Origin of the sequence: Thermococcus sp. AM4, assembly GCF_000151205.2 — an archaeon.
Taxonomy (GTDB): domain Archaea; phylum Methanobacteriota_B; class Thermococci; order Thermococcales; family Thermococcaceae; genus Thermococcus.
On record NC_016051.1, the window covers coordinates 1,540,637 to 1,565,474 of the forward strand.

Annotated in this window: 26 protein-coding genes; 12 read left to right on the forward strand and 14 right to left on the reverse strand. The window is 56.0% G+C overall.

Annotated elements, in window-relative coordinates:
* Positions 1-22 precede the first annotated feature (22 nt).
* The gene (locus TAM4_RS08480; RefSeq protein WP_014122827.1) at positions 23-910 is read right to left on the reverse strand and encodes an ADP-dependent ribose-1-phosphate kinase; all 888 of its coding nucleotides are present in this window, start codon (positions 908-910) and stop codon (positions 23-25) included.
* A 142-nt stretch (positions 911-1,052) separates the two neighbouring features.
* Between TAM4_RS08480 and TAM4_RS08485 the strand changes: the two genes are divergently transcribed.
* The 10 genes from TAM4_RS08485 to TAM4_RS08530 are packed head-to-tail and all read left to right on the forward strand — an operon-like array spanning position 1,053 to position 11,006.
* On the forward strand, positions 1,053-1,364 hold the full coding sequence (locus TAM4_RS08485) for a V-type ATP synthase subunit H (protein ID WP_014122828.1): 312 nt from the start codon (positions 1,053-1,055) through the stop codon (positions 1,362-1,364).
* A gap of 2 nt (positions 1,365-1,366) precedes the next feature.
* Positions 1,367-3,367 (forward strand): V-type ATP synthase subunit I, encoded by a 2,001-nt coding sequence (locus TAM4_RS08490; protein WP_014122829.1) that lies wholly within the window; start codon positions 1,367-1,369, stop codon positions 3,365-3,367.
* A gap of 15 nt (positions 3,368-3,382) precedes the next feature.
* On the forward strand, positions 3,383-3,874 hold the full coding sequence (locus TAM4_RS08495; protein WP_014122830.1) for a V-type ATP synthase subunit K: 492 nt from the start codon (positions 3,383-3,385) through the stop codon (positions 3,872-3,874).
* Between the two features lie 40 nt (positions 3,875-3,914).
* A complete protein-coding gene (locus TAM4_RS08500; RefSeq protein ID WP_014122831.1) occupies positions 3,915-4,508 on the forward strand; it encodes a V-type ATP synthase subunit E in 594 nt (197 codons plus the stop codon).
* Positions 4,509-4,513: 5 nt separating this feature from the next.
* Positions 4,514-5,614, forward strand: coding sequence for a V-type ATP synthase subunit C (locus tag TAM4_RS08505; RefSeq protein ID WP_014122832.1), 1,101 nt, complete (start codon positions 4,514-4,516; stop codon positions 5,612-5,614).
* On the forward strand, positions 5,611-5,919 hold the full coding sequence (locus TAM4_RS08510; RefSeq protein ID WP_014122833.1) for a V-type ATP synthase subunit F: 309 nt from the start codon (positions 5,611-5,613) through the stop codon (positions 5,917-5,919). Before TAM4_RS08505 ends, TAM4_RS08510 begins: the two co-directional genes overlap by 4 nt.
* A 6-nt stretch (positions 5,920-5,925) precedes the next feature.
* A complete protein-coding gene (locus TAM4_RS08515) occupies positions 5,926-7,683 on the forward strand; it encodes an ATP synthase subunit A (protein WP_014122834.1) in 1,758 nt (585 codons plus the stop codon).
* 5 nt (positions 7,684-7,688) lie between these two features.
* Entirely contained in the window at positions 7,689-9,080 is a 1,392-nt protein-coding gene (locus TAM4_RS08520) for an ATP synthase subunit B (protein WP_014122835.1), read from the forward strand.
* Between the two features lie 24 nt (positions 9,081-9,104).
* Positions 9,105-9,749, forward strand: coding sequence for a V-type ATP synthase subunit D (locus TAM4_RS08525; RefSeq protein WP_014122836.1), 645 nt, complete (start codon positions 9,105-9,107; stop codon positions 9,747-9,749).
* 39 nt (positions 9,750-9,788) lie between these two features.
* Entirely contained in the window at positions 9,789-11,006 is a 1,218-nt protein-coding gene (locus TAM4_RS08530; RefSeq protein ID WP_014122837.1) for a DHHA1 domain-containing protein, read from the forward strand.
* Here TAM4_RS08530 and TAM4_RS08535 read toward each other — a convergent pair whose 3' ends face one another.
* The 7 genes from TAM4_RS08535 to TAM4_RS08565 all read right to left on the reverse strand — a co-directional run bounded on the left by TAM4_RS08535 (position 11,007) and on the right by TAM4_RS08565 (position 18,221).
* Entirely contained in the window at positions 11,007-12,242 is a 1,236-nt protein-coding gene (locus tag TAM4_RS08535) for an ABC transporter permease (protein ID WP_014122838.1), read from the reverse strand.
* Entirely contained in the window at positions 12,239-13,207 is a 969-nt protein-coding gene (locus tag TAM4_RS08540) for an ABC transporter permease subunit (RefSeq protein ID WP_083820424.1), read from the reverse strand. Before TAM4_RS08540 ends, TAM4_RS08535 begins: the two co-directional genes overlap by 4 nt.
* A 78-nt stretch (positions 13,208-13,285) precedes the next feature.
* Complete coding sequence (locus tag TAM4_RS08545; RefSeq protein ID WP_014122840.1) at positions 13,286-14,101, reverse strand: 7-cyano-7-deazaguanine synthase; 816 nt, start codon at positions 14,099-14,101, stop codon at positions 13,286-13,288.
* Positions 14,102-14,136: 35 nt separating this feature from the next.
* Positions 14,137-14,811, reverse strand: a complete 675-nt coding sequence (locus TAM4_RS08550; protein WP_014122841.1) for a hypothetical protein — start codon at positions 14,809-14,811, stop codon at positions 14,137-14,139.
* A gap of 15 nt (positions 14,812-14,826) precedes the next feature.
* The gene (locus TAM4_RS08555; protein ID WP_014122842.1) at positions 14,827-16,203 is read right to left on the reverse strand and encodes an ABC transporter permease subunit; all 1,377 of its coding nucleotides are present in this window, start codon (positions 16,201-16,203) and stop codon (positions 14,827-14,829) included.
* On the reverse strand, positions 16,196-17,221 hold the full coding sequence (locus tag TAM4_RS08560) for an ABC transporter permease (protein ID WP_014122843.1): 1,026 nt from the start codon (positions 17,219-17,221) through the stop codon (positions 16,196-16,198). The genes TAM4_RS08555 and TAM4_RS08560 overlap by 8 nt, the downstream gene beginning before the upstream one ends.
* A gap of 88 nt (positions 17,222-17,309) precedes the next feature.
* A complete protein-coding gene (locus TAM4_RS08565) occupies positions 17,310-18,221 on the reverse strand; it encodes a radical SAM protein (protein WP_014122844.1) in 912 nt (303 codons plus the stop codon).
* Between the two features lie 210 nt (positions 18,222-18,431).
* Between TAM4_RS08565 and TAM4_RS08570 the strand changes: the two genes are divergently transcribed.
* Positions 18,432-19,481 carry an ATP-binding protein gene (locus tag TAM4_RS08570; protein ID WP_014122845.1) on the forward strand — a complete coding sequence of 350 codons (1,050 nt, stop codon included), beginning with the start codon at positions 18,432-18,434 and terminating at the stop codon, positions 19,479-19,481.
* A gap of 4 nt (positions 19,482-19,485) precedes the next feature.
* Complete coding sequence (locus tag TAM4_RS08575; protein WP_014122846.1) at positions 19,486-20,082, forward strand: hypothetical protein; 597 nt, start codon at positions 19,486-19,488, stop codon at positions 20,080-20,082.
* Here the strand turns inward: TAM4_RS08575 and TAM4_RS08580 are convergent.
* The 6 genes from TAM4_RS08580 to TAM4_RS08605 all read right to left on the reverse strand — a co-directional run bounded on the left by TAM4_RS08580 (position 20,068) and on the right by TAM4_RS08605 (position 24,833).
* Complete coding sequence (locus TAM4_RS08580; RefSeq protein ID WP_014122847.1) at positions 20,068-20,499, reverse strand: type II toxin-antitoxin system VapC family toxin; 432 nt, start codon at positions 20,497-20,499, stop codon at positions 20,068-20,070. The genes TAM4_RS08575 and TAM4_RS08580 overlap by 15 nt on opposite strands.
* The gene (locus tag TAM4_RS08585; protein ID WP_014122848.1) at positions 20,496-20,696 is read right to left on the reverse strand and encodes an antitoxin family protein; all 201 of its coding nucleotides are present in this window, start codon (positions 20,694-20,696) and stop codon (positions 20,496-20,498) included. Before TAM4_RS08585 ends, TAM4_RS08580 begins: the two co-directional genes overlap by 4 nt.
* Positions 20,697-20,739: 43 nt before the next feature.
* The gene (locus TAM4_RS08590; protein ID WP_014122849.1) at positions 20,740-21,423 is read right to left on the reverse strand and encodes a multidrug transporter; all 684 of its coding nucleotides are present in this window, start codon (positions 21,421-21,423) and stop codon (positions 20,740-20,742) included.
* Positions 21,407-22,288: an ABC transporter ATP-binding protein gene (locus tag TAM4_RS08595; RefSeq protein ID WP_014122850.1), complete on the reverse strand. Its 882-nt coding sequence runs from the start codon at positions 22,286-22,288 to the stop codon at positions 21,407-21,409. The genes TAM4_RS08590 and TAM4_RS08595 overlap by 17 nt, the downstream gene beginning before the upstream one ends.
* A gap of 62 nt (positions 22,289-22,350) precedes the next feature.
* Positions 22,351-23,988 carry a thermosome subunit beta gene (gene thsB, locus TAM4_RS08600; RefSeq protein ID WP_014122851.1) on the reverse strand — a complete coding sequence of 546 codons (1,638 nt, stop codon included), beginning with the start codon at positions 23,986-23,988 and terminating at the stop codon, positions 22,351-22,353.
* A 104-nt stretch (positions 23,989-24,092) separates the two neighbouring features.
* Positions 24,093-24,833 carry an anaerobic ribonucleoside-triphosphate reductase activating protein gene (locus tag TAM4_RS08605; protein WP_014122852.1) on the reverse strand — a complete coding sequence of 247 codons (741 nt, stop codon included), beginning with the start codon at positions 24,831-24,833 and terminating at the stop codon, positions 24,093-24,095.
* Positions 24,834-24,838: the final 5 nt, after the last annotated feature.

Sequence of the window (24,838 nt, forward strand, 5' to 3'; positions counted from 1 at the left end):
TAACCTTTAGCCCTTTGAATTTTTAAGGGTTCCCATCGAACGGAAGGTTCAGATTGAGCTCCCTGCTCTTCTCCACTATCCTCTCGAGCGGCACGACCGCGCTCCTGGCTCCAACCTTCTGAACGGTCAGGTAAGCCAGCAGCATGCCCAGCTTTGCGGAATCCTCAAGCGACCACCCCTTCAACGCTCCGAAGATGACGCCGGCAGCGAAGGAATCCCCTGCGCCGGTTGAGTCCACTACCTTCGCGCTCAGCCCCCTGATCTCCCTTACCCTTCCTTTCCGGTCCCTCACGAGGGCCCCGCCGCCGTTCAGCGTTATTATGAGGTTCTTGGCCTTTGACAGGCCCGGATCGAGCGAGCCGAACTTCCTCCGGTACTCGTCCTCGTTCATGAGGAGGTAGTCTATCTTCTCTTCCACGTCCTCGGGGAGAGGGGCTTCTCCAATGTCCACGGAGACAGTTATCCCGTTCTCACTTGCGAACTCAACCGCTTCTCTGATTATCCTGGGGGGATTGGACGAAAGGTGGACGTGCCTTGCCCTCTTCATGTAGTCGAAGTCCAGCTCCCTTTTTTCGTTTGCCCCGAGGTACTTCACGATCCTCTTATCCTCCCCGTGAATTATCGCCACCGCTATGCCCGAGGGAACGTCCACCACCTTTATTCCGCCGGTGTCTACTCCTATTCTCCTGAAGTACTCGATGTGGGCCCTGCCAACGTCATCGTCTCCAACAGCCCCTATGAAGCCCGTTTTCAGCCCCATGTGGGCGAGCCACGTTATGGTGTTTCCTGCAGCGCCTCCCAGTCCGAAAACGGCTTCCTTCGCCGGGATCTTCTCATGGAACTCCGGAAAGCGGTCCACGAGCATTATTATGTCGTAGTTGAGGTTCCCTATTCCGATCACGTCGAACATTCTCTCACCCCCTTTGATCTTCGTCCTTTGTCCTTTTCTGGTTTTGGGTTTCGAGGCTTCCCCACCACAAATTATTTAAGGTGAATTAGGTTAGCCAAAGCCGGAAGCTGGAACCTGTTTTCAATTTCATGGGGGGCCAATCATGGAGGACGTCATCAAGCGCATTGTTGATGCTGAAAAAGAAGCAGAGGCGAGAATTGAAGCGGCAAAGGCGGAGGCAAAGAAAATCGTTGAAAAGGCAAGGGAAGAGGCGAAGCTCATTGAAGAGGAAATCATCGAGAAGGCGAAGGCCGAGGGGGAGGAACTCGTTGAAAAGGCCAGGAAAGAAGGCGAGAATGAGGCAAAGAAGATCATCGAGGCCGGGGAAAAAGAGATCGAGGAGATGAAGGTTAAAGCCACCCAGAACTTCGAAAAGGCCGTTTCTGCCGCAGTACAACTCGTGAGAGGGAGTTGAGCATGTTCCGGCCGGCTGAAATGCTCAAGGTTGAGCTGATAACCCTCGAGAGGTACAGGGATAAGCTACTCACGTACCTCCACGAGGCAGGGGTTGTGGAGATCAGGGAAGTCGACGTCAAGATCGCCCAGAGGGACGCTCCCAACGAGTTCTACCGCAAGGCTGCATCCTACGCGATCACGATATCGAGAATGGCCGACTTTCTGAGGGCCCATCTGCCGGCCAAGGGGGGTGGCATTAAGGAGTTCATCTTTCCAAGGGAGCCGGAGAAGAAGGAGTACCACTACCGCGGCATAGAGAGGCTCATAAAGGACACGGAGAAGTTTCTTGCTGAAGTTGAACCCCTCGTCAAGGCCGTTGAGGGCAGGATAAGCTCAATAAACACGGAAATTGAGAGGATCAAGGCCGACATAGAGATCCTTGAAATGCTCTCCTCTTTCAACATCGACGTCTCCTACCTCAGGCACAGCGGAACCGTCACCGTTCTCGTTGGAACCGTTGACCGGGCCAAGTTCCCTGCCCTCATGGAGGAGCTCTCCTCCGCGCTCGAGGGAAGGGTTGCCGTTGTTCACAGGGACCTCAAGGACACCGTTGTAATGGCCCTGGCCTTCCTGACGAAGGACTACGATAAAGCCAACCCGGTTCTCGCGAAGCACTCCTTCGAGAGGCTTGAGATCCCCAAGGGCGAGGGAACTCCCTCCGAACTCCTCAAGGAGTACCGCAGGATGCTCTCCAAGAAGCTCGACGAGCTGGAGGAGGCGCGCAGGGAGGCCAGCGAGATAGCTGAGAAGTACTACCGTGACGTTCTGTTCTACCTCGAACTCGTTGAGAACGAGCGCAACAAGGCCAATGCCCTCAGCATGCTCGCCAGAACCAACATGACCTTCGCCCTGACCGGCTGGGTTCCGGAGGAAGAGGCGAAGAAGGTTGAGGAGGGCGTCAGGGAGGTAACGAACGGGGTCGTCTACGTCTCCTTCAAGAAGCCGGAGAAGGAGGAGCTGGAGGAGATCCCGATCAAGCTCAAGAATCCAAGCTGGGCGAGACCCTTCGAGATGCTCACCGAGATGTACGGCGTTCCGAGGTACGACGAGATAGACCCGACGCCGATAATAGCCTTCACGTACTCGTTCTTCTTCGGCTTCATGCTCACCGACTTCATGTACGGTCTCATCGTCGGCATCGTGGCTGCGCTGCTCGTCAAGGGACACAGGAAGTTCAACGACGGAACCTACAAGTTTGCCTATACCCTGCTGATAAGCTCGTTCTTCACGATGCTCATGGGAATCCTGTTCGGCAGCTACTTCGGCAACGCCGGCGACGTGGTCCTCCAGCACCTCACGGGCAACCCTAAGGCCCAGTTCTGGAGAATAGCAGACCCGCTCAAGCAGCCGATGTTCGTCTTGATGCTAGCGCTGGCGATAGGCCTTGCTCACCTCTTCACGGGCTACACCATAGGCTTCATAGTCAAGTGGAAGAACGGCGACAGGAAGGGTGCTCTGCTGGAACAGCTTCCCTGGATGCTCATAATACTCGCCATAGTCCTCTTTGCGGCAACTGGCAGCGCGGTTCTGGCTAAACCTCTCTTCGGAATCGGCATAGTCCTCTTTGCGATAGGCGAGATAGTGGCCAACGGCGGACTGGCGGCGCTGATGATAATCTCGGACTTCTTCGGCTTCGTGGGAACGTGGCTCAGCTACGCCCGTTTGATGGCCCTGGCACTGGCAACCGGCGGAATAGCGATGGTCATCAACGTTTTGGCAAGAATGGTCTGGGGGATCAAGATAAGCGTCGTCCCGCTTGGAATAATCGTGGGGCTCATAATATTCATCGGGGGCCAGTTGTTCTCGACCGCCATAAACGCCCTCGGTGCCTTCGTTCACTCTCTCCGTCTTCAGTACGTTGAATTTTTCGGGACGTTTTATTCCGGTGATGGAAAGCCCTTCGAGCCCTTCAGGGCAAGGAGGGTATTTTCAAAGCTTAAGCTCGAAAGTGGAAGCGAATGAGGAGGTGTTTGAAAGATGGATCCGATAGTTTACGTATCCCTCGGAGCCGCCCTCGCGGCGGGACTGGCTGGAGCGGCGTCCGCCTTTGGAGTTGGTATAGCTGGTGCAGCCGCGGCAGGAGCAGTGGCAGAGGACGAGAAGAACTTCAAGAACGCGCTGATACTCGAGGGTCTGCCAATGACCCAGAGTATCTACGGTCTCATCACGCTGTTCCTCATCCTGCTCAGCGCTGGCATAATCGGCGGCGGCTTCAAGTTCGCCCAGGCAACCACCGACAACATCGTTAAGAGCGCCATCCTGCTCGGTGCCGGCCTTACCGTCGGTCTCACCGGCCTCTCGGCCATTCCGCAGGGTATCATCGCCGGCGCCAGCATCGGTGCCGTTGCAAAGAACCCGAAGACCTTCACCCAGGGTATCATCTTCGCCGCTATGGCCGAGACCATGGCCATCTTCGGTCTCGTCGGTGCGCTCATCATGATAGCCACTGGCGTTGGGCTCGGCGGTTGAACCCCTACTTTTTCCTTTACAGCTCAATGGAGGATTGAGAATGGAGGGTGCAGAACTCATCATCCAGGAGATCCACAGGGAGGCGGAGCAGAAGATTCAGTACATACTCAGTGAGGCACAGCGCGAGGCGGAGAAGCTCAAGGAGGAAGCTAGGAAGAGGGCCCAGGCCCAGGCCGAGTGGATACTCAGGAAGGCAAAAACGCAGGCCGATATCGAGAAGCAGAGGATAATAGCGAACGCCAAGCTCGAGGTCAGGAGGAAAAAGCTCGCCGTTCAGGAAGAGCTCATAGGCGAGGTTCTTTCGGCGATGAGGGAGAAGCTGGCGGCCCTTCCGGACGACGAGTACTTTGAGACCCTCGTCAGCCTTACCAAAGAGGCCGTTGAAGAGCTCGGAACCGAGAAGATAGTCCTCCGCTCGAACGAGAGGACGCTCAGGCTCATCGAGTCCAGAATTGAGGAGTTCTCCGGCAGGGTGGGCGTTGAGGTTTCCCTGGGCGAGCCCATCGAGTGCATCGGTGGGGTCCTCGTTGAGAGCCCGGACGGCAGCGTTAGGGTGGACAACACCTTTGACGCGAGGATAGAGAGGCTTGAGAGCGAGCTTAGGGCTACCGTTGCCAAGGCCCTCTTCGGGTGAGGACCATGGGAGCCGAGACAGTAACGGCCATCCTCGACACGACCCTGGGCGTGGTCTTCACTTGGCTTGGCTGGAAAACGGCGAAGATAATCAGGAAGTACACCCCCTACTCCTACCCCAACGCGAGGATCAACGCCATGGAGGCCAAGCTGCTAACGGGACAGAGGTTCAACGAATTGGCGGAGAGCAGGACGCTCCAGAACTTCATCGTGAACCTTGAGGACACGGACTACAAGGCTCACCTTTCGGCAGTCGAAGAGGATCCCGTTGAAATCGAGAGGGCCTTCGAGAGGGCGCTCGCCTCGACGTACCTCCTGATGGAGGAGATCCTTCCGAAGAGGGTCAGTGGCTTCTTCAGGCTCCTCCTCGAGGAGTGGGACGTCAGGAACATAGCGAGCGTTGTCAAGGCAAAGGTCAGGGGAGAGCCGGCCGTCAACTACGTTGTCGAGATAGGAACGATGGTGCCGAAGATCAAGGCGATGGCAGAGGCCAAGACCATGGAGGAGATCCTCGTCATCCTCGAGGGAACGCCCTACGAAGAGCACTATCAGAGGCTTCTCCTCGGCGAAATAGACGTCGATCAGTTCGAAACCGAGCTCTACAAGGTCTACTACGCTCGACTCCTCGAGTACGCGGCCTCCAGAAAGGAGGAAGAGCGGTTGATCCTTGAGGAGTTCGTCAGGACGAAGATAGACATCAGGAACATCGTGACGCTGCTCAGGGCAAAGCGCGCCGGACTCCCGGGGGAGGCCATAAGGAGGCACATGATCCCCGGCGGCAGCGTGAAGCTCGACACCGCTCTGAACGTCGATGACCTCAGCATGGCCCTGGCGGAGCTCGATTCGACCAAGTACGGCAGGGTTCTCAGGGACGAGAGGGAGAGGATAGAGAACGACCTAACCGTCGTCGAGTCAGTGCTGTGGAACCACCTGCTGAAGCGCATGGAGGAGCTCACGAGGTTCTACCCCCTCAGCGTCGCAACTCCCCTTAGCTACGTCCTGAAGAAGGAGAGGGAGATAAAGAAGCTCAAGGCCATGGCCAAGCTGATAGCCGATGGCTTTAAACCCGAGAAGATCAAGGAAATAATCGGGGAGGAGTTGGCATGAAGATCGCGGTCATTGGAGACCCGGACACGGCCCTGGGCTTCAAGCTCGCCGGGGCCCACGAGGTTTATTCCTTCGGCTCCAGTCCCCTTGAGGTGGAGAGGGCCAACAACAAGCTGAGGGAGCTCGTTGAGAGGGACGATATTGGCATAGTGCTCATCACCGAGACCCTCGCCCAGAGGGTTGAGGTTCCAGAGGTGGAGTTTCCGATCATCCTTCAGATCCCGGACAAATCCGGTTCGAGGTTTGGAGAGGCCCAGCTCAGGGAGATAGTTAGAAGGGCCATAGGTGTTGAGCTCAAGAGGTGAAGGGAAATGGGAAGAATAGTTAGGGTTACGGGACCCCTCGTCGTTGCGGACGGCATGGAAGGAAGCAAGATGTACGAGGTCGTTCGCGTCGGTGAGATGGGTCTCATCGGAGAAATCATCCGCCTTGAGGGCGACAAGGCAGTCATTCAGGTTTACGAAGAGACGGCAGGCATAAAGCCCGGTGAGCCGGTCGAGGGAACCGGTTCGTCGCTCAGCGTCGAGCTCGGTCCTGGATTACTCACCTCGATGTACGACGGAATTCAGAGGCCGCTTGAAAAGCTCCGCGAGCTCAGCGGCGACTTCATAGCGAGGGGTTTGACGGCCCCGGCCCTGCCGAGGGACAAGAAGTGGCACTTCACGCCAACCGTCAAGGTCGGCGACAAGGTCACCGGTGGAGACATCCTCGGTGTCGTTCCTGAAACCAGCATCATCGAGCACAAGATCCTTGTTCCGCCCTGGGTCGAGGGTGAGATAGTCGAAATAGCCGAGGAAGGCGACTACACCGTTGAGGAAGTTATCGCCAAGGTCAAGAAGCCCGACGGGAGCATAGAGGAGCTCAAGATGTACCACAAGTGGCCGGTCCGTGTCAAGAGGCCCTACAAGAACAAGCTCCCGCCCGAGGTCCCGCTCATCACCGGACAGAGAACTATCGATACTTTCTTCTCGATAGCCAAGGGTGGAACTGCAGCAATTCCGGGTCCTTTCGGTTCAGGAAAGACCGTCACCCAGCACCAGCTGGCGAAGTGGAGTGACGCGCAGGTCGTCGTCTACATCGGTTGCGGTGAGCGCGGAAACGAGATGACCGACGTCCTTGAGGAGTTCCCCAAGCTCAAGGACCCGAAGACCGGAAAACCGCTCATGGAGAGAACGGTTTTGATAGCCAACACCTCCAACATGCCCGTCGCGGCTCGTGAGGCTTCTATCTACACTGGAATCACTATCGCCGAGTACTTCCGCGACCAGGGCTACGACGTCGCTCTGATGGCCGATTCAACGAGCAGGTGGGCCGAAGCGCTCCGTGAGATTTCAGGCCGTCTCGAGGAGATGCCCGGTGAGGAAGGTTATCCGGCATATCTCGCCAGTAAGATTGCGGAGTTCTATGAGAGGGCTGGAAGGGTTATCACGCTCGGTCAGGAGCCGAGGGTCGGTAGCGTTTCCGTCATCGGTGCCGTTTCACCGCCGGGTGGAGACTTCAGCGAGCCAGTTGTGCAGAACACCCTGCGTGTCGTCAAGGTCTTCTGGGCCCTTGATGCCGACCTCGCGAGGAGGAGGCACTTCCCGGCAATCAACTGGCTGAGGAGCTACTCGCTCTACCTCGACGCCATCCAGGACTGGTGGCACAAGAACGTTGATCCCGAGTGGAGGAAGATGCGCGACACAGCTATGGCCCTCCTCCAGAAGGAGGCTGAACTCCAGGAGATCGTCAGAATAGTCGGTCCTGACGCGTTACCCGACAGGGAGAAGGCGATACTCATCGTCACGAGGATGCTCCGTGAGGACTACCTCCAGCAGGACGCCTTCGACGAGGTCGACACCTACTGCCCGCCGAAGAAGCAGGTCACCATGATGCGCGTTATCCTCAACTTCTACAACAAGACCATGGAGGCCGTGAGCAGGGGCGTTCCGGTTGACGAGATAGCCAAGCTCCCTGTCAGGGAGAAGATCGGCCGTATGAAGTTCGAGCCCGATATCGAGAAGATTAAAGCCCTCATCGATGAGACGAACAAGCAGTTTGAAGAGCTCTTCAAGAAGTACGGGGCGTGATGATCATGCCGGGAATGGAGTACTCAACCGTTAGCAAGATTTACGGGCCACTGATGATCGTCGAGGGCGTCAAGGGAGTTGCCTACGGTGAGGTCGTCGAGATAGAGACCGAGAGCGGGGAGAAGAGAAAGGGACAGGTGCTCGAGGCCAGGGAGAACCTCGCGATAGTCCAGGTCTTCGAGGGAACCCGCGATTTGGACGTCAAAACGACTCGCGTCCGCTTCACCGGCGAGACCCTTAAGGTTCCCGTTTCTATGGACATGCTGGGAAGGATCTTCAACGGTATCGGCAAGCCCATCGACGGCGGACCGGAAATCATCCCCGAGGACAGGAGGGACGTTCACGGTGCACCGCTCAACCCCGTCGCGAGAGCCTACCCAAGGGACTTCATCCAGACGGGTATCTCGGCCATAGACGGTATGAACACCCTCGTCCGCGGTCAGAAGCTGCCAATATTCAGCGGTTCCGGTTTGCCACACAACATGCTCGCGGCCCAGATAGCGAGGCAGGCCAAGGTTCTGGGAGAAGAGGAGCAGTTCGCCGTCGTCTTCGCGGCGATGGGTATCACCTACGAAGAGGCCAACTTCTTCAAGAAGAGCTTCGAGGAGACCGGAGCAATAGAGAGGGCTGTGCTCTTCCTCAACCTCGCAGACGACCCGGCCATCGAGCGTATCATTACCCCGCGTATGGCCCTGACCGTTGCAGAGTATCTCGCCTTCGACTACGATATGCAGGTCCTGGTCATCCTCACGGACATGACCAACTACGCGGAAGCTTTGCGTGAGATTTCGGCGGCGAGGGAAGAGGTTCCCGGAAGGCGCGGTTATCCGGGTTACATGTACACTGACCTCGCCACTATCTACGAGCGTGCTGGCCGTGTCAGGGGCAAGAAGGGAAGCATAACCCAGATGCCAATCCTCACGATGCCCGACGACGACATCACCCACCCGATTCCCGATTTGACCGGTTACATCACCGAGGGCCAGATAGTCCTCAGCAGGGAGCTCCACAGGAAAGGAATTTACCCGCCAATCGACGTCCTTCCGAGTCTCAGCCGTCTGATGAAGGACGGTATCGGTAAGGGAAGAACCAGGGAGGACCACCCACAGCTGGCCCAGCAGCTCTACGCGGCCTACGCCGAGGGACGCTCCCTTAGGGACCTCGTCGCCGTCGTCGGTGAGGAAGCTCTCAGCGAGACCGACAGGAAGTACCTCAAGTTCGCGGACAGGTTCGAGCGCGAGTTCGTCGCCCAGCGCTACGACGAGGACAGGAGCATCTTCGAGACCCTCGACCTCGGCTGGGAGCTCCTTGCCGAGTTGCCAGAGAGCGAGCTCAAGCGTGTCAGGAAGGAGTACATCCTCAAGTACCACCCCAAGTACAGGAAGAGGGGCTCTTAACTTTCAACTTTTTAGGTGGTCGAGATGGCAGAACTGCTCAACGTGAAGCCGACGCGAATGGAGCTCCTCAACCTCAAAAGGAGAATCCAGCTAGCTAAAAAGGGCCACAAGCTCCTCAAGGACAAGCAGGACGCCCTCATAATGGAGTTCTTCACGATCTACGACGAGGCCCTCCAGCTGAGGCGCGAGCTAAACGAAAAGATGAGCGTGGCCTTCGAGACCCTCACCCGAGCCCAGATAGAGGCGGGAACCCTACCGCTCCGGGAAGCCGCTCTGGCCGTCAAGCCCAACAGGGAGGTCGAGATAAAGAGGAGGAACGTCATGGGCGTTTCCGTCCCGCTCATCGAGGCCGAGAGCTTCAAGAGAAAGGCCAGCGAGCGCGGCTATGCCTTCGTCTCCACGAGTCCATTCGTTGACGTCGCCGCCGAGAAGTTCGAAGAGGTTCTCGATTTAGCGGTTCGCCTCGCCGAGGTTGAAGAGACGCTGAAAAGACTGGCCAAGGAGATCGAGGTTACAAAGAGGCGCGTCAACGCGCTTGAGTACATCATAATCCCGCGCATGGAGGCAACGGTTAAGTTCATCAAGCAGCGCCTCGACGAGATGGAGCGCGAGAACTTCTTCAGGCTCAAGAGGGTTAAGGCCCTCATAGAGGCCCGCTCCAGCGGTTAAGCTTTTATTTGACCATTTCTATTTCCATCTGGTGGTAGCATGACGGAAAGGCTCTTTTACAGGGACCCCTATCTGAGGGAAGCGAAGGCGAGGGTTATTAGAGTTGAGGAGCGCGGCAATAAGGTTGGGGTTCTCCTAGATAGGACGATTTTCTACCCGGAAGGTGGCGGTCAGCCCTCCGACAGGGGGGTGATCGAGGGCAACGGCTTCAGAATTATCGTTGATAAGGTTCACGGAAAGGACGAGATCTGGCACGAGGGGAAACTTGAGGGAAGACCGCCCCGTGAGGGCGATGAGGTGGGATTAATCCTCGACTGGGAGTGGCGCTACGAGAACATGAGGGCCCACACGGGCCAGCACATCCTCTCGGCCGTCATAAAGGACCTCCTCGGGGCGGACACAACGGGCTTTCAGATATTCCCCGATCACAGCAAGATCGAGATCGACTACCCCGGGGAGCTGAGCTGGGAGCTGGTAAACGAGATCGAGAGGAAAACCAACGAAATAGTCTGGGGCGACGTCGAGGTTGAAGTTGAGGTCTACGACGAGCTCCCGGAGGATCTCAAAGCCCGTCTGAGGAAGGCCCTCTCCGAGAAGGTAAAGCCCCCGATAAGGATAGTGAAGATTGGAACAGTCGATGTCACCCCCTGCGGCGGAACCCACGTGGGGAGCACGCGCGAGATCGGTATCGTGAAGGTTCTCAACTTCTACCGCAAGAGCAGGAAGCTATGGCGCATAGAGTTCGCCGCTGGAAACAGGGCTTTGAGGGCTCTGAACGAAATCCTTGAGGATTACTGGGGATCTCTGAGCAGGATGCCCAACAAGAACAGGCCCCTTATGGAAAGGGTCGTTGAGCTCAGGGACGAACTTGAGAGGCTTGAGGAGGATAAGTCGAAGCTGAGACGCGAGCTCTGGCGCTGGAAGGCGGAGGCGCTCCTCAGCAACGCTCGCGAAATCAAAGGAGTCAGGGTTATCACTCTCGTTGAGGATTTGCCGATGAAGGACGCGCAGGCCTTCGCGATCTACCTCGTCGAGCACAATCCTGACACAATAGCCCTCATCGCCGGTGAAAACTACGTCGTCTTCGCCAAGAACGAGGATCTCGACGTTTCGATGAGATCGCTTTTGAGGGAGGTTCTGGCAGAAGTCGGCGGTGGGGGCGGCGGAAGCGACAACCTCGCCAAGGGAGGCGGCTTTAAAGTTTTCCCGGAGGAGGTTCTCTCTATCGCAGTGAAAAAACTTGAGGAGATGCTCTAGCTACATCTCCAGAAACCTCTCCTCCATCTCCAGGTTTATCAGCACGAAGGCCATCGCGAAAAGCGCGAGGGCCGTTCCGATGGGCAGGACTATCCACCACGCCATGCTGAAGAGCTGGTGCTCCGTTATCATGCTCCCGAGCAGGGTTCCCCAGTTGAAGCCCGGAATCGCCTCGAAGAACCCGAGCAGTGAAACCAAGGCCACGACCTTGGGCATGAGGGTCGAGAACTGGTAGACGCTGTAGGGCAGCACGGCCTTTGAGATGTGGTACCTCAGTATCCACCACTTTGAACCTCCAAGGCTCCTGGAGGACTCGACGTACTCCTTGCTGAGCTCCGTTTCCACGAGGGCCCTGACGTTTCTCGATACCTTGCCAAAGAGCAGAAAGCCCATAACAAGGACGAAGCTCCAGAACGGAACCTTGAGATGCCCCCCGTAGCTCACCTTTCCGGTTATCGGGATTATCATCACCATGACCGGGACGAGGGGGAGAACAGTTGAGAGCTTGCTCAACGCATCGGTCACCGAGCCCGCGAAGCCGGAGAGCGCACTCGCTATTCCGAGTAACGTCCCGAGGAGCACCGCGATGGCCCCAACCGCCACGACCATTTCCATGGTCTCGCGGAGACCCCAGATGAAACCCTGCCAGACGTCCCTTCCAACGCCGTCTGTGCCCATTAGGCCGTACGTTTTTCCGAGCACCTTTACACTGGGTTTTCCGTTCGTGACGACTTTGATGGTGTAGGTTCCCTTCTCCCGGAAGATTGGCTCTAGCCCCTTGAATATCAGGTCCGACGTCGTGCAGTTGATTCCGTTGTCCCTGGCTATCCTTTGAAGGACAGGGAAGGCCATCGCGAGGCGAATCTGGTCCCGGGGAAGCCCCTCGTAGAAGGTGTACTCCCTTCCGTCAGGCATCGTGAGGTTCACGGTGGTCCAGCTGGACGAGTTGGGGTGGATCACTATGTCCTGGGGAGGTGCCGAGTAGTGGAAGTCGTATTCGTAGACGTAGAGCCCGCCCTCCGCTCTGGATGGCTTCAGCTCCTCCGTCGGGGGCAGGTTCCTGCCGAAGAGGTTTACCCACTCTGGAGGGGCCAGCTTGGGGTTCTCGACCCAGTACATCTTGTCGTTCCAGTGTTCGATCGCGTTTTTATCGGCGAGGTGCGGACTCAGGACCGAGGCGATCAGATAGGCTAGGAGTATCGCTGCCGCGGCCTTCATCTTCAGCGACGCCCTCATGCCCTTCCCTCCCTGCCGATCCTGGGATCGAGGTGGAGGTAGATGGACTCCATGACGACGGCGTTCACGAAGTAGAAGAGCAGCATGACGAAGGCGGCGAAAAACACGCCGTAGCTGTTGTAGTAGTAGCTGACCCCCTGGACGCTGTGGCCGAGCCTGAAGGAATACGCCAGGATCCACCCGATTCCGTGGACGTTGAATATCACCTCAACAACGAAGACGCTCATCAGAATCTCGAGGAAGTTGTAGGTGGTGAACGTCATAAAGGCGGGCAGGGCAATTCTCAGGAGCTTCCTCTTTATCCTCCCCTCCGGGAGACCCCGGGCCCTGTCGTAGAGCACGTGGCTTTCGTTGCTCTCAAACTTTATCAGGTTTCTGACGTTGAAGGCGTACTCCCAGACCATTGCCAGAACGAGCGTTAGAGCCGGCAGGATCAGGCCGAGAACGTAGGCCAGCGCGGTGGAGTTTCCCTCCATGATGGCCCTCCTCAGGTAGCCCTCAAAATCAACCGGTAGCATGGACATCTTCCAGTACAGGGTGTAGAGGAGCACCACCGCTATGAACCAGGGCGGTATTGCCGAGAAAACCGGTGCGAGAACCGACAGCATCCTGTCTGTCCAGCCCCCGTTGTAGCCGGCCCTAAGTCCGAGGTAGAGGCCGAGGATCAGGATGAAAACCTCGGCAAAGAGGACGAGGATAAGGCTCTTGAGGATGTAAGAGTACAGCGCCCTTCCGCTTCTGTTCTTCTCTGTGAGGTGGGTGAAGTAGTAGTAAACCGTTCTCAGGTGCTCCTTCATGAGCTTTACCTTGTCGAAGCTCTCAACCTTCCCCTCGGCGTTGTAGGCGTGGGCGTGTATGTACCCCAGAACCGCGAGGTAGTCGAGTATCAAAACGGCGATAATGAACAGCAACAGGTTCTTGGCGATCACCTTCAGGTACAGATGTCGCCCTCTGTTCATCAGCATTCCCTTGTTTTACGTTGGTGTAAACCTTTAAAAGTTTAACCGTTGGGGGTGTTAATCCTTTGACAACCTGGAAGTCGGTCAGGTGAGCCCGAGTCTCTTCTTCACGATTTCCCACTGCCATTCGGGAACCTCGGGCTTCTGGAGTTCCCTCTCGGCCTTCTCCCTGCTCATGAGGCCGTAGCGAACGAGGGCCGCTATTCTTCGATGCTCGAAGCTGTGCCCGTGCTTTTCCCAGTAGAGCTGTAAGGCCGGCCCCAGAACGAGGCAGTTGGTTGTATACCCCGGCAGCTCCGGAAACTCGAAGGGAAGCTTTTCCAGTATCTCAAAGCGCTCCCTTTCGGTCATCATTGAGAGCAGCCTTATCTGAACGACCCCGCCGCTCATGAGCCTGTACGGGTGGTGGCCGAACGGCAGTTCGTGGCCCGTTATTATGTAGCGGTAGCCGTTCCTGAGGGCGTACTTCCTCAGCTTCTCCATCGTTCTCTTCGAGCAGGCCCTGCAGGGGCTCTGGGCTTTGAGGAGGGCGTTCCTGAATATGTCGGAGTAATCATAGCGCAGAACCTTAAACGGAACCCCGAGGTGCTCCGCTATTCGCTTCGCGTTCTCTATAGCTTCTTCGGCCATGAGGCCATGATCCACCATAACCGCCTCGAGCTCCGGAACTTTGTAGACCTCCTTGGCAAGGTAGAGCGCGACAACGCTGTCCTTTCCACCGGAGTATGCAACCACCGCCTTATTGACGTCCCTCATGAGCTCCTTGAGTTCCCGCCTGACCTTTTCCCGGTCAATGGGATGCCTGAGGTAAACTTGGCACTCACGGCAGATGGGCCTTCCGTCGATAATGTCTATCCTGGCCGTCCTCTCATCGTTGACGCAGAGCGAGCACTTCAGCATGGGAGAAAGAATGAGAGGCTAGTTAAAAACTTAGCTCATCTTTTGAACCTTTCGAGGGGTTTTCTGGCGGCGTCCTTGGTTTTCTTAAGGCCGCTTTCGGCCTTCTTCTTTCCTGCCCTTGCCGAGAAGAAGACCACTATCGGAAAGGCGTTGCTCAGGAGGATTCCGCGGTTGTTCCTGCCCATGAACCATCCGAAGAGCAGCCCGAAAAGGAAACCCGCAGCCCAGAGGTAGAGGAGGAAGTTCCCAGCGCTCATACCGGATTTGAGGGTTGCCGAGAGGGTTTTGTACGCCACGCCGAGGGTTACGACGAAGAGAACCTCGATGAGAAGCGAGAGCGTTGAGGCGTTCCCTATTATCGAGAGCAGCCTTCCCTCGTTGGAGTACTCCCTGACGATTCTCTGGTCATGAATGGTATAAACCAGCGTTTTTGAGAGGTTTGCACCGCTTCTAAACGTCAGAAAGCCGAGAACCGCTCCGAAGAGGCTGGCGTTTTTGAGCTTCCAGAAGGCCCACAGACCTACGCCAATCCAGATGATGGTGTACACGATCTCATAGCCCTTCTTCTCGTTCTCGGGGATCTCGATGCGGAAGATTCTCCTCCAGAGCGAGCTTCCCAGCCCCATCGTGAGCCGGGCGATCGCTATCATCGCGTTCAGCCCGAGGAACACCAAAAGGAGGAAGAGGGCAATCAGCTTCGTCACTATCATGGTTTCTATCTCGTTTCAAACCTTAATAAACTCTTCCTCGATCCAGTTGGCGATAACCACGAAGGAAATGGCCAGGAGGCCCATTGAGACGCCTATTGGCAGGACTAGCCACCAGAGGAACTGGTACTGGGCGTTGTAGACTATCGTCTGGCTCATCAGGGAGCTCCAGTTGAAGCCGGGTGAGATGTTGAAGAACCCTAAGAGGGTGAGCAGCGCTATGACCCCGGGGACGGCTATGGCCAGCTGTTCAAGGCTGTACGGAATGAGAATCCGGGAAACGTGTTTTCTCAGTATCCAGAGAAGGCTTCCGCCGAGGGCCTTTGACGATTCGGTGTAGCCCTTCCGGAGTTCCTCCTTGACTATCGAGCGAACGTTTCTTGAGACGTTTCCGGTTAGGAGAATTCCGAGTACGAGCGCAACGTAGAGGGAATGGATCCTTATCACGTAGACTCTGTTTTCCAGCTCGATGGTTCCGAGGGCTATTATCGTGACCATGGCGAAGGGGAGCGTTGGAAGAACCGTGAGAAAGCGCGAGGCGAGGTTGGAGCCAGTGCCGGCCTTTCCCCCTATAGCTCCCAAGGTTCCGAGGACGAGGCCGAGCCCAACGGAGATCAGTGCTCCGGCGAAGGCTATGAGCAGGGTTTCTCCCATCCCCCCGAGGAAGCCGACCCACACGTCCCTCCCGAGGGTGTCCGTGCCCAAGAGCCCGTGACTCTGACCGGCGATGAAGACCTTCATAGTCTCATTTGGTTCCAGCCTTGGAACCCTGCCGCCGTGGAGGAGCCTCACTATCGGCGAGTCCAGGGCCTTTACCGTTATTACGTACCTTCCGTACAGGGGCTTCGGATTCGTTAGACAGTCCTCCTTTGGTTCGGAGAAAACGATGTTAAGAACGTTCTTTCCGAAGAAGGACTCTCCCGTTAGCCTCATGCCGCACCGCTCCTCCGCGAGTTCCTCAAAGAGGGGATAGTTCTCTCCTAAGTGCAGCGTGTAGTTCATCAGGCCGGGGGAACCGGCGAAGAGCCTTATTGTCTCGTTGTCCGGCGTCGTCAGGGTTACCTCGATTGACTTCGTGGTGTTTGCAACGATAACCACGTCCTCCGGTGCCACACCGTAATGGAAATCGTACGTGAACCTGAAAACCCCCTCCCTGTATTTGCCCCTCAGCCACTCCGAGGGAGGCAATCCTTTGAAGGCCCCGTACCACTCGGGGGGTTTCGCCTTCGGGTTCATCTCCCAGTAGTCGAGGTTGTTCCAGTTCCTAAGGTCGTCGCTCCTGAGGGTGAGGGGGCCTACCAGGGAGGCGATCACATAGGCGATAACCACGATGAGGGCGATTGAGACCCTCCTCGGTATCCTCATGCCCCTCCCCTCGCGTGCCTTCTCACCCATTGATCTCCCTCCTCGGGTCGAGGTGGATGTAGAGTGCCTCAAGAACCGTTGAGTTCAGGAAGTAGAACATCGCCATGACGAAGGCCACGAAGAAGATGCTGGGGCCGTCGAAGTGCAGGTACGGCATCTTGGGCTCTCCGAACTCGTTGGGGAGGTATACTACCTCCACCGAGTCCGCTAAGACCTTTCCGATTCCCGGGACGTCGAAGAGCTTTTCCACGGCCATTGCACTCATCATCAGGTTGAGGAAGTTGTAGCTCGTGAAGGTAAGGAACGAGGGGAGAACCGTTCTCAGGAGCTTTCTCATGATCCTCCTGTCCGGCAATCCCTTGAGGATGTCAATGAAGAAGTACTCCTCGAAGGCTTCCTTCTTGACAAGGTTCCTGACGTTGAAGGCGTAAACAACGACGTTTGAGAACGTCAGCGCTATGACCGGCAGGAGGAGGGCGTTCAAATAGGTCAGAACACCGATTCCTCCATAGGCCCTCGCCCTCATCAGGGAGTTGGTGTAGCTGATGTCGCCTATGTTCCATTTCCACCACAGAGTCCACACGAAGAGCAGGGCCCAGAACCAGGCTGGAATTCCGGAGAAGAGGGGAGCCAGCCCCGACAGAATTTTGTCCCAGAGCCCCCCGCGGTAACCAGCCCTCAACCCCCAGTAGAGGCCGAAGACGAATATCAGGAGCGTCGTCATCGCCAGAACCGCGAAGCTGAGTCCGATCGTTTTCAGGGTTTTCCAGCGTCTCTCTCCCTTGAACTCGTCTACCACGTACCTGAAGTAGGCTTTAACGTCCCGCCTGATTGAGCTGATCTTCACGCGCTCCGCGCTCTTCTGTATTTCGTTGAGGTACTTTTCGTACTGGGCCCTTGCCTCCGGCGACATCTTTTCAATGTCCACGGGAGTCTTGGATTCCACCTGAAGGGCCTTTTCCTCCGCGATGGCAACCATCGTCGCCGTGAGCAGGAGTGCGAGCGATATCAGGATGAGGTTGAAGAGGACGTCCCTAACGATCCTCATAATTCAGCCCTTGGAAAATTTGGGTCCAAAATTTATAAACTTTTGTAGAAAATGAGAACATCGGAATAAAATAAAGTTATATGTAACATCACGTTACATTCCTTTCCCTTTTTACCAGTGGGACAACGTCCCGCGCAACACGCCGCGCACTGAAGAGGGTGAGGTGATCCATCCTCCTGTACAGAACGAGCTGGCAGCCGCTTATGCGGACGTCGATGTACCTCTTTGCCTCCATCGCAGCCTTCAGGAATTCCCTCACGCTCTCCGCCCTGTCGAAGTCTAAACCTGCTTTCCTCAGCCTCTCCACGTTGAGCTCGTGGATCGTCAGGGGCTGGAGCATCATCTCATCGATTCCAAGGGAAGATGCCATCTCTGCTATCTTCGGTATGTCCTCGTCGTTTATCCCGGGCATGAAGATCGTTCTAACTGCCGAGCGGACGCTCTCGTCGGAACCGACTATCCTCAGGGCGTTCACGACGGCGTCGAAGGTGTCGGCGTTGGTTATCTTGAGGTGCTTTTCTCTCGTTGAAGAGTCGAGGCTTATCATCACGAGGTCGAAGTCGAGCTTTTGCCAGAGCTCCTCGGTGAGGAGCGAGCCGTTGGTCTGGAGGTCAAGCCTCGCCTCCGGAAAGCGCTCGCGGAGCATTCTGTTCACCTCGACTATTCGTTTGCTAAGCAGTGGCTCCCCGTACTGCGAAACCGTTATTGCCTTCGGTCTCTCCCAGCCGTAGTAGCCGGGTTTCGGTGCCTTCCCGAGCTTAACGGCGACGTTCGAGTAGCAGAAGATGCAGTCGTGGTTGCATGCTGGAGTAAGCTCGTAGCTCGGGTGATGAACGGGATTCGGATTGTTGAGATCGAGGCCCTGGCAACCGATGCAGTGGGTCGGAACTTTTAGATCCATGACGAACTTTTTGAGAAGCCTCGCCTCCTTGTTCTCCAGAATCTGGGGCTCGATCCCCATACTCCTCGCGAACTCCTCCCAGCTCATCTTTATGCCCATGTCACCACCTGCCCCCTAATCGAAAAGGTCTTTAAAAGGTTGGCTGGACTGATGTGGGAAGTGGTGCTTTTAGAGGGTCGCTCCGAAGGGATTTAAGAAAAAGTTAAAACCACACCAGAAATTTTAGCTTTCCTCCAAGGCTTACCCCTAAGAGCTGAGCCTTGGGAACATTTTTAAATGATACCCCCGAAACATGTTTCGGGGGTTGGGATGAACCGATGGTTTTCCCCTCGTCCAAGGGAAAGAGTAAATGAACTTTTTGGCAGGGAGACTGAAGTTAGAAGACTAATCAATGCCCTCGAATCAAACAGTTGGGTCGCGGTTTTGGGCCCAAGAATGGCTGGAAAGACGAGCCTCGCGATTTCATCCTCTAGGGAGTTCGCAAAGAGACATGGGTATTCCGTCGTCTACATAGATTTGAGAAACTCAACGACCCTTCGAGAAGCCACCGAAAGAATACTTCGCAATCTACCGAGGGGAGTCATCAAAAAGCTTGAGGCTTCCCTCTCATCAATTACAATTAAGGGCCTTGAGGTCAGATTAAAACAGAATACCTCGGCATCTGGGGCACTTGAAGAAGCACTGAGAAGCCTAAAGAAAACCGTAATAATCCTTGATGAGGTACAGAAAGTCAGAGAAGGATTGCCCCAGTTTCTCAATGTCCTGTCAGTTGCCTTCAACGAGAATCCGGAACTGTTAATAGTCTTTTCGGGCTCGTATGCAGGACTCGTGAAAAAACTTTTCTCTCAAACATATTCGGAGGGGTTGTACGCACGGCAACCAATTGAAATAACGCTCAATCCCTGGGAGCGGAACGTTGCGGAGGAGTTCCTGCAGAAAGGACTCAGTGAGTGCGGAATAAAAATATCTGGAATAGAACTTGAGGACATTCTTTGGGAACTCGGAACCCTACCGGGCTGGCTCAGCGCTTATGGCTTAAGGCGCTGTTTGGGGGATGAACACTTAAAGGCCCTATACAGGGTCAGTGAAAGTGCCGTGAATGAAGCCAAACGGGAACTCGAGAGCCTGCTTGAAGGTCGGTCTCCAAGTGCCCCAATGGTTGTAAAGCTACTCTCATATGGGGCAACATGGAGTGAGCTGGAAAGAACAGGTATTTCAAAGAGGGCGCTTCATTCCCTCCTGAACGCCCTAATGAACGACCTATACGTTGTTTCAAAATCTCAGATCGGAAGTCGGGTTGTGTACCGTTTCACCGAGCCCGCATACCGGAAAGCGGCACTGCTGATTAGTGGGGGATGATGCAATGTTCCTCTACTCCAAGAACTTCGATGAACAGAAAGCAAAGGCGATGGAGGGCCTCAGGAAAGCTTTGGCTGAGGATAAAGTGGACTACGACATAATAACCCTGCTTGAGAAGATCAACGCCCTTGAGAACTACTTTACAACCTCCTCATGCTCGGGCAGGATTTCGGTCATGGAGATGCCCCACTTCGGCGACAAGGTCAATTCCGTCTGGCTCGGCAAGTGGCACAGGGAAGTCACAGTCGAGGAAGTTCTTGAGGCCATCGGGAAGCACGAGATGGGACAGCTCTGGTTTCTCGTTAGGAGCCCTATTCTGCACGTTGCCGCGAGAACCCTGGAGGACGCGGTTAAACTGCTCAACCTCGCGATAGGGCTGGGCTTCAAGTACAGCAACATCAAGAGCGTGAGCCACAGGAAGCTCCTCGTCGAGATTCGCTCGACCGAGAGAATGGACGTTCCCCTGGGGGAGAACGGCGAGTTATGGGTGAGCGAGGACTACGTCGAGAGAATCGTTGCCATAGCGAACGACCAGCTGAGAAGGTTTAAGGGGAAGCTGAAGAGGCTGGAGGGAGAAGTTGGGAAGCTATCGGGAGGATAGGTACTCTTCAAGCTTTTCAAATTCTTCAAGCAGGTAGAACGCCTCAATACTGGCGTTTCTGCTGTTTTTAATCATTGTTTTGTCGTTGGAGACTAAAATGCCTCCCGTTAAAATCGCCGTTGCTATGTAGTATGCATCAACGGCGCGAGGGTGGATGTTCTCTGAAACGTAAACCGCAAGGTTAAACAGTTCGTCTTCAGTTTTTATGTTGAAGTCCTCTATCAGACCCATCAGAGTGCGGTAATCCAGCCTAACGCCGAGTCGTCTTGCCACAGAGAGCACTTCAACTATAAAAATCCTGGGGACGTAGACGGATCTCCCTTCAATCAGCCTGAAGAACTGGAGGGCAAGCTCCCTGCGTTCGGGATTCCCCTCAAACAGGGCATCTATGAGCACGTTAGCGTCTATCACTATCATCTCCTATCCTCCTCAATAATCTTAGAGGGGCTTTTGAACTTTGGCAGACTCTCGCTGAGCGTTTCAAGCTTTTTAAGGAAATCTCCGGTAACCACCTTTTCCTTGATGACCAGCACTACCCTCTCATTATCGCGGAGATGAGGCTTTTTGAGGGGCTTAAATACACCGTTCTCGTAGATGGCCTCAATTTCCTCCATATGCTCCACCGATAAAGACTTTGGCACTTTGGCCTATAAAAGCTCACCCCTCAAGCCCCGCGAACCTGATGAGGAAAGCCATGCCGAGAGCTCCCCAGAAGAGAGTTATCACGAGAGATATACTCCCATCTGTCCCAGAAAGAACCTGGGAGGCGCTCACCGTCGGAAGAAACGCCAGAATTTTTGCAAGCCATCTCGGAAGGACGCTCGCGGGATAGTAAACCGGCGGAAAGACAGTCAGACCGGTAACGAGTAGGTTCGAGAGCCTCATCACCTGAACCGGCTCTTTCCCTTTAACGCCCAGCAGAAAGCCAATCCCAGCGCTCCAGAGCCACAGGGCCACTATAGCCACTAGCATCCTTGGAAACGCCCAAACTCCGAGCCTCCAGGCGAGTATCACCGTTAGCAGGACGACGTAGGGCAAAGCCGGAACGCTCATTCCGATGGAGATGCCGAGGGCCTTTCTCCAGCTGCTCCCCGGCAGACTCATGATGATGTCGTAGAAGCGCGAGCGGGTTTTCATCCCGACCAGTTCTATCGCCAGATCCGCTACCCCCACTCCCACGACGAAGCTCACCAACGCACCGGCTAAGGCGGTGTTCAGGAACATTCCCCCGCTGACGACGTAGACTATGAAGATGAAGGAAAGGGGCTGGAGTGCGAAGCTGATGAGCGAGAACCTGCCCCTCGTGAGCGCCCTCGCGTAGTACTCAATCAGAGCTATCATCGAGACCACCCGCAATAAAAACGTCCTCTATGGTGAGTTCTTCAACTTTAAAGGGCACACCGGCCCTTTCGAGGGCCTCAACGACTTCCTTCTCCTCAGCCCTCGAGCGGGTGTAGACGTAGGTGTTCCTCCCGGCCTTTCTTGTCAGGAAGCCCTCAAGGCGAACCTCACCAAAGGCGATGACCTTTGAATGAAGCCCCCTTAGGTATTCGCCCGCAATCTTCTCCGGCCTTCCGAAGGCCTCGACCCTTCCGTTCCGCAGGAGAAGTACTCTATCGCAGACGCCCGATATCTCGTTGAGGTAGTGGCTGGTTAGAACTATCGTCGCCCCCTTGGCTCTCTCGCGGAGAACTTCCCAGAGCTTGAGCCTGCTCTCCACGTCAAGGCCGACGGTCGGCTCGTCGAGGAAGTAAAGTCTGGCGTCGGCAGATAAAACCATCGCGAGGAGAACCTTCCGCATCATGCCCCCGGAGAGCGTTGAGACGGGCTCGTTCGCGTAGCTTATTTCGAACTCCCCAAGTGCCTTCTCGGTCTTCTTTTGGGCCTCCCTTCGCCCAAGGCCTCGCATCCTGAGGTAGTGGTAGACGTAGTCCCTTGGAGTGAGCGTGTAGAAGTGGGCTTTAACGTCCTGCGGGAGGAGGGCAAAGAGCTCTTTCGCTTCGCAGGGCTTCCTTTCAAAAACTCTGACCTCCCCGGAGTCTGGCTTCAAGAGGCACGTTAGAATTCGTATCAGCGTTGTTTTTCCGGCACCGTTCGGCCCGATTACGCCGACTACCTCGCCCTCGCTAATCGAGAAGGAAACGCCCTCGAGGGCCACCTTTGAACCGTAGAACTTCGAAAGGCCTTGAGCCTCAACGGCGAGCATACGAGAAGAGTTCTCGCGGAGCTAAAAAGGGTTTTGGAAGTTAAAGGGAAGAATCAAAGCCTTCAGTCGAGGTCGCTACCGAAGTCCTCGCTTCCGCCCTTGCCCTCCTTGTCCTTCTCGAGCTTGCTGGCGGCGATGACGTCGTCGATTCTGAGTATCATTATGGCAGCTTCGCTGGCGCTCTTGATGGCCTGCTTCGGGACGCGGAGCGGGGCGATGACTCCCTTCTCCATCATGTCGGCCGGCTCGCCCTCGAAGACGTCGACACCGATGGTCGGACCCTTCTCCTTGTGGGCGGCGATGACCTTCACGAGGGTCTCGACCGGGTCGAGTCCAGCGTTCTCAGCGAGGGTCCTCGGTATGACCTTGAGGGCCTCGGCGAAGGCCTCAATGGCGAGCTGCTCCTTGCCACCGACTTCCTTGGCGTACTCGTCGAGCCTGATGGCGAGCTCAATCTCCGGGGCACCGCCGGCCGGGAGTATCTTGCCGTCCTCGACGATGTCCTTGACGACCTTGACGGCGTCCTCAAGGGCCCTCTCGACCTCGTCAACAACGTGCTCAGTACCGCCCCTGATGAGTATGGTTACCGCCTTCGGGTTCTTGCAGCCTTCAACGAATATCATGTTCTCGCCGGCAACCTTCCTCTGCTCGACGAGCTCGGCCTCACCGAGGTCCTCAGGAGTCAGGTCGCGGACGTTGGTGACGATCTTGGCACCGGTGGCCTTGGCGAGCTTCTCCATGTCGCTCTTCTTGACGCGCCTGACGGCCATTATGCCGTACTTGGCGAGGTAGTGCTGGGCCAGGTCGTCGATGCCCTTCTGGACGAAGACGACGTTCGCTCCAACCTCCTTAATCTTGTCGACCATCTCGCGGAGCATGCGCTCCTCCTGCTCGAGGAAGGCCTGGAGCTGCTCCGGGCTGGTAATCCTTATCTCGGCGTCGGTCTCGGTCTCCTTAACTTCCAGAGCGTCGTTGATGAGCGCGATCTTGGCGTTCTCAACCCTCTTCGGCATGCCGGGGTGGACGACCTCCTTGTCGATGACGACACCCTTGATGAGCTGGGTCTCCCTAACGCTCGCTCCCTCCTTCTTCTCGAACTTGATGTTGTCGAGGTCGACCTTGTACTTGTCGCCGACCTTCTCGGCGACCTGCCTGACGGCCTCGACGGCGATGTTAGCGAGGTACTCGCGCTCCTCCTCGGCGGCCTTACCGGTTATGGCAGTAACGGCGGCCTTCTTGAGGGTCTCAACGTCGTCCGGGCTGACCTCCTTGGCGATGTTCTCAAGGATCTCCTGGGCCTTCTCGGCGGCGAGAGCGTAACCCTTGATGATTATGCTCGGGTGAATGTTCTGGTCGAGCAATTCTTCAGCCTTCTTGAGGAGCTCACCGGCGATGACAACGGCGGTAGTGGTTCCATCACCGGCCTCCTTGTCCTGGGTCTTGGCAACCTCAACCATCATCTTGGCAGCGGGGTGCTGGATGTCCATCTCGTCGAGAATCGTTGCACCGTCGTTGGTGATGACGATGTCGCCAAGGCTGTCAACGAGCATCTTGTCCATACCCTTCGGACCGAGGGTGGTCCTTATGGTCTCGGCGACAATCCTCGCGGCGAGGATGTTGAGCCTCTGGGCGTCCCTTCCGACGTACCTCTGGGTTCCCTCGGGCAGAATAACGACCGGCTGTCCGGCGAGCTGGGCCATCTCCCCTCACCCCCTTCCTTTTTCTTTTTTACGGGATGAGGTCTTTTAGTAACCTTAAGTGCTTCCGCGTTATCATTCCTTTGGCCTATTTATAAATTTTTCGGTCATGTTCCCTCGGAGCTTGGTGTCATTGGTGTTCCAAACCTGTTGACGTGAACATCAATTCCGCGCTCCTCAAGTCTTTCCCTGAGCGCCTCGACTTCCCCGTTCGGCCAGCAGTGTTCCGAGCACCATTTCTCATCCCGCGGGTTCGTCAGGGGCTTTCCAACGAGAGGGTTCAGGACAACGTAGAAGTCCGTTTCAACTCTCTTCAAGCCTTTCTCCATGTAAGGCCACGCGTCAAAGCCCCTCGCCACAGGAATTCTGAGTTCGAGAGGGATTCCGTAGTCCGAAACAACTTCAAGGCCCTTCAGGAAGAGCATCCAGAGCTTTTCCGCGGGCTTTTCGGGGAGACCGTATAGTGCCGGAGGAGCCTTGAGGTCAGTCGCTATATGGTCCACCAGGTCAGCCTTCAGGAGCTTTTCAAGGGGCCTTACGAGTGTTAGGTTCGTGTTGAGGCTTACCGGAACGTCTAGGAGCTTAACCTCCGCGAAGAGAGAGCTAAGCTCTCGCCACTGCATCAGCGGTTCGCCCCCTGTGACGTGGAAGTAGTCAATGAGAAACGCGCTCGCCTCAAGCTCGTCGAGGAGGGCTTTTCTGTTGAGGGAGAAGCAGTCGAGACCCTCAGCGATGCGCCAGTTGTGGCAGAAGGGGCATCTCAGATTACACCCGCAGAGCCAGAGCGTGAAGGTAACCTTCCCGTGCACATCGACCATGCTGACGCTCTTCCATCCGCTCGAGAGCATGAAAA

Excerpts from the sequence above, each read along its gene's own strand:
- TAM4_RS08545 (WP_014122840.1), bottom strand. The coding sequence starts at position 14,101 with ATGCTGAAGTGCTCGCTCTGCGTCAACGATGAGAGGACGGCCAGGATA.
- TAM4_RS08555 (WP_014122842.1), bottom strand. The coding sequence starts at position 16,203 with ATGGGTGAGAAGGCACGCGAGGGGAGGGGCATGAGGATACCGAGGAGG.
- TAM4_RS08505 (WP_014122832.1), top strand. The coding sequence starts at position 4,514 with ATGGGAGCCGAGACAGTAACGGCCATCCTCGACACGACCCTGGGCGTG.
- TAM4_RS08550 (WP_014122841.1), bottom strand. The coding sequence starts at position 14,811 with ATGATAGTGACGAAGCTGATTGCCCTCTTCCTCCTTTTGGTGTTCCTC.
- TAM4_RS08595 (WP_014122850.1), bottom strand. The coding sequence starts at position 22,288 with ATGCTCGCCGTTGAGGCTCAAGGCCTTTCGAAGTTCTACGGTTCAAAG.
- TAM4_RS08565 (WP_014122844.1), bottom strand. The coding sequence starts at position 18,221 with ATGGGCATAAAGATGAGCTGGGAGGAGTTCGCGAGGAGTATGGGGATC.
- TAM4_RS08495 (WP_014122830.1), top strand. The coding sequence starts at position 3,383 with ATGGATCCGATAGTTTACGTATCCCTCGGAGCCGCCCTCGCGGCGGGA.
- thsB (WP_014122851.1), bottom strand. The coding sequence starts at position 23,988 with ATGGCCCAGCTCGCCGGACAGCCGGTCGTTATTCTGCCCGAGGGAACC.
- TAM4_RS08575 (WP_014122846.1), top strand. The coding sequence starts at position 19,486 with ATGTTCCTCTACTCCAAGAACTTCGATGAACAGAAAGCAAAGGCGATG.
- TAM4_RS08485 (WP_014122828.1), top strand. The coding sequence starts at position 1,053 with ATGGAGGACGTCATCAAGCGCATTGTTGATGCTGAAAAAGAAGCAGAG.
- TAM4_RS08530 (WP_014122837.1), top strand. The coding sequence starts at position 9,789 with ATGACGGAAAGGCTCTTTTACAGGGACCCCTATCTGAGGGAAGCGAAG.
- TAM4_RS08585 (WP_014122848.1), bottom strand. The coding sequence starts at position 20,696 with ATGGAGGAAATTGAGGCCATCTACGAGAACGGTGTATTTAAGCCCCTC.
- TAM4_RS08580 (WP_014122847.1), bottom strand. The coding sequence starts at position 20,499 with ATGATAGTGATAGACGCTAACGTGCTCATAGATGCCCTGTTTGAGGGG.
- TAM4_RS08560 (WP_014122843.1), bottom strand. The coding sequence starts at position 17,221 with ATGAGGATCGTTAGGGACGTCCTCTTCAACCTCATCCTGATATCGCTC.
- TAM4_RS08500 (WP_014122831.1), top strand. The coding sequence starts at position 3,915 with ATGGAGGGTGCAGAACTCATCATCCAGGAGATCCACAGGGAGGCGGAG.
- TAM4_RS08515 (WP_014122834.1), top strand. The coding sequence starts at position 5,926 with ATGGGAAGAATAGTTAGGGTTACGGGACCCCTCGTCGTTGCGGACGGC.
- TAM4_RS08590 (WP_014122849.1), bottom strand. The coding sequence starts at position 21,423 with ATGATAGCTCTGATTGAGTACTACGCGAGGGCGCTCACGAGGGGCAGG.
- TAM4_RS08605 (WP_014122852.1), bottom strand. The coding sequence starts at position 24,833 with ATGCTCTCGAGCGGATGGAAGAGCGTCAGCATGGTCGATGTGCACGGG.
- TAM4_RS08520 (WP_014122835.1), top strand. The coding sequence starts at position 7,689 with ATGCCGGGAATGGAGTACTCAACCGTTAGCAAGATTTACGGGCCACTG.
- TAM4_RS08570 (WP_014122845.1), top strand. The coding sequence starts at position 18,432 with ATGAACCGATGGTTTTCCCCTCGTCCAAGGGAAAGAGTAAATGAACTT.
- TAM4_RS08540 (WP_083820424.1), bottom strand. The coding sequence starts at position 13,207 with ATGCTGATGAACAGAGGGCGACATCTGTACCTGAAGGTGATCGCCAAG.
- TAM4_RS08510 (WP_014122833.1), top strand. The coding sequence starts at position 5,611 with ATGAAGATCGCGGTCATTGGAGACCCGGACACGGCCCTGGGCTTCAAG.
- TAM4_RS08525 (WP_014122836.1), top strand. The coding sequence starts at position 9,105 with ATGGCAGAACTGCTCAACGTGAAGCCGACGCGAATGGAGCTCCTCAAC.
- TAM4_RS08535 (WP_014122838.1), bottom strand. The coding sequence starts at position 12,242 with ATGAGGGCGTCGCTGAAGATGAAGGCCGCGGCAGCGATACTCCTAGCC.
- TAM4_RS08480 (WP_014122827.1), bottom strand. The coding sequence starts at position 910 with ATGTTCGACGTGATCGGAATAGGGAACCTCAACTACGACATAATAATG.
- TAM4_RS08490 (WP_014122829.1), top strand. The coding sequence starts at position 1,367 with ATGTTCCGGCCGGCTGAAATGCTCAAGGTTGAGCTGATAACCCTCGAG.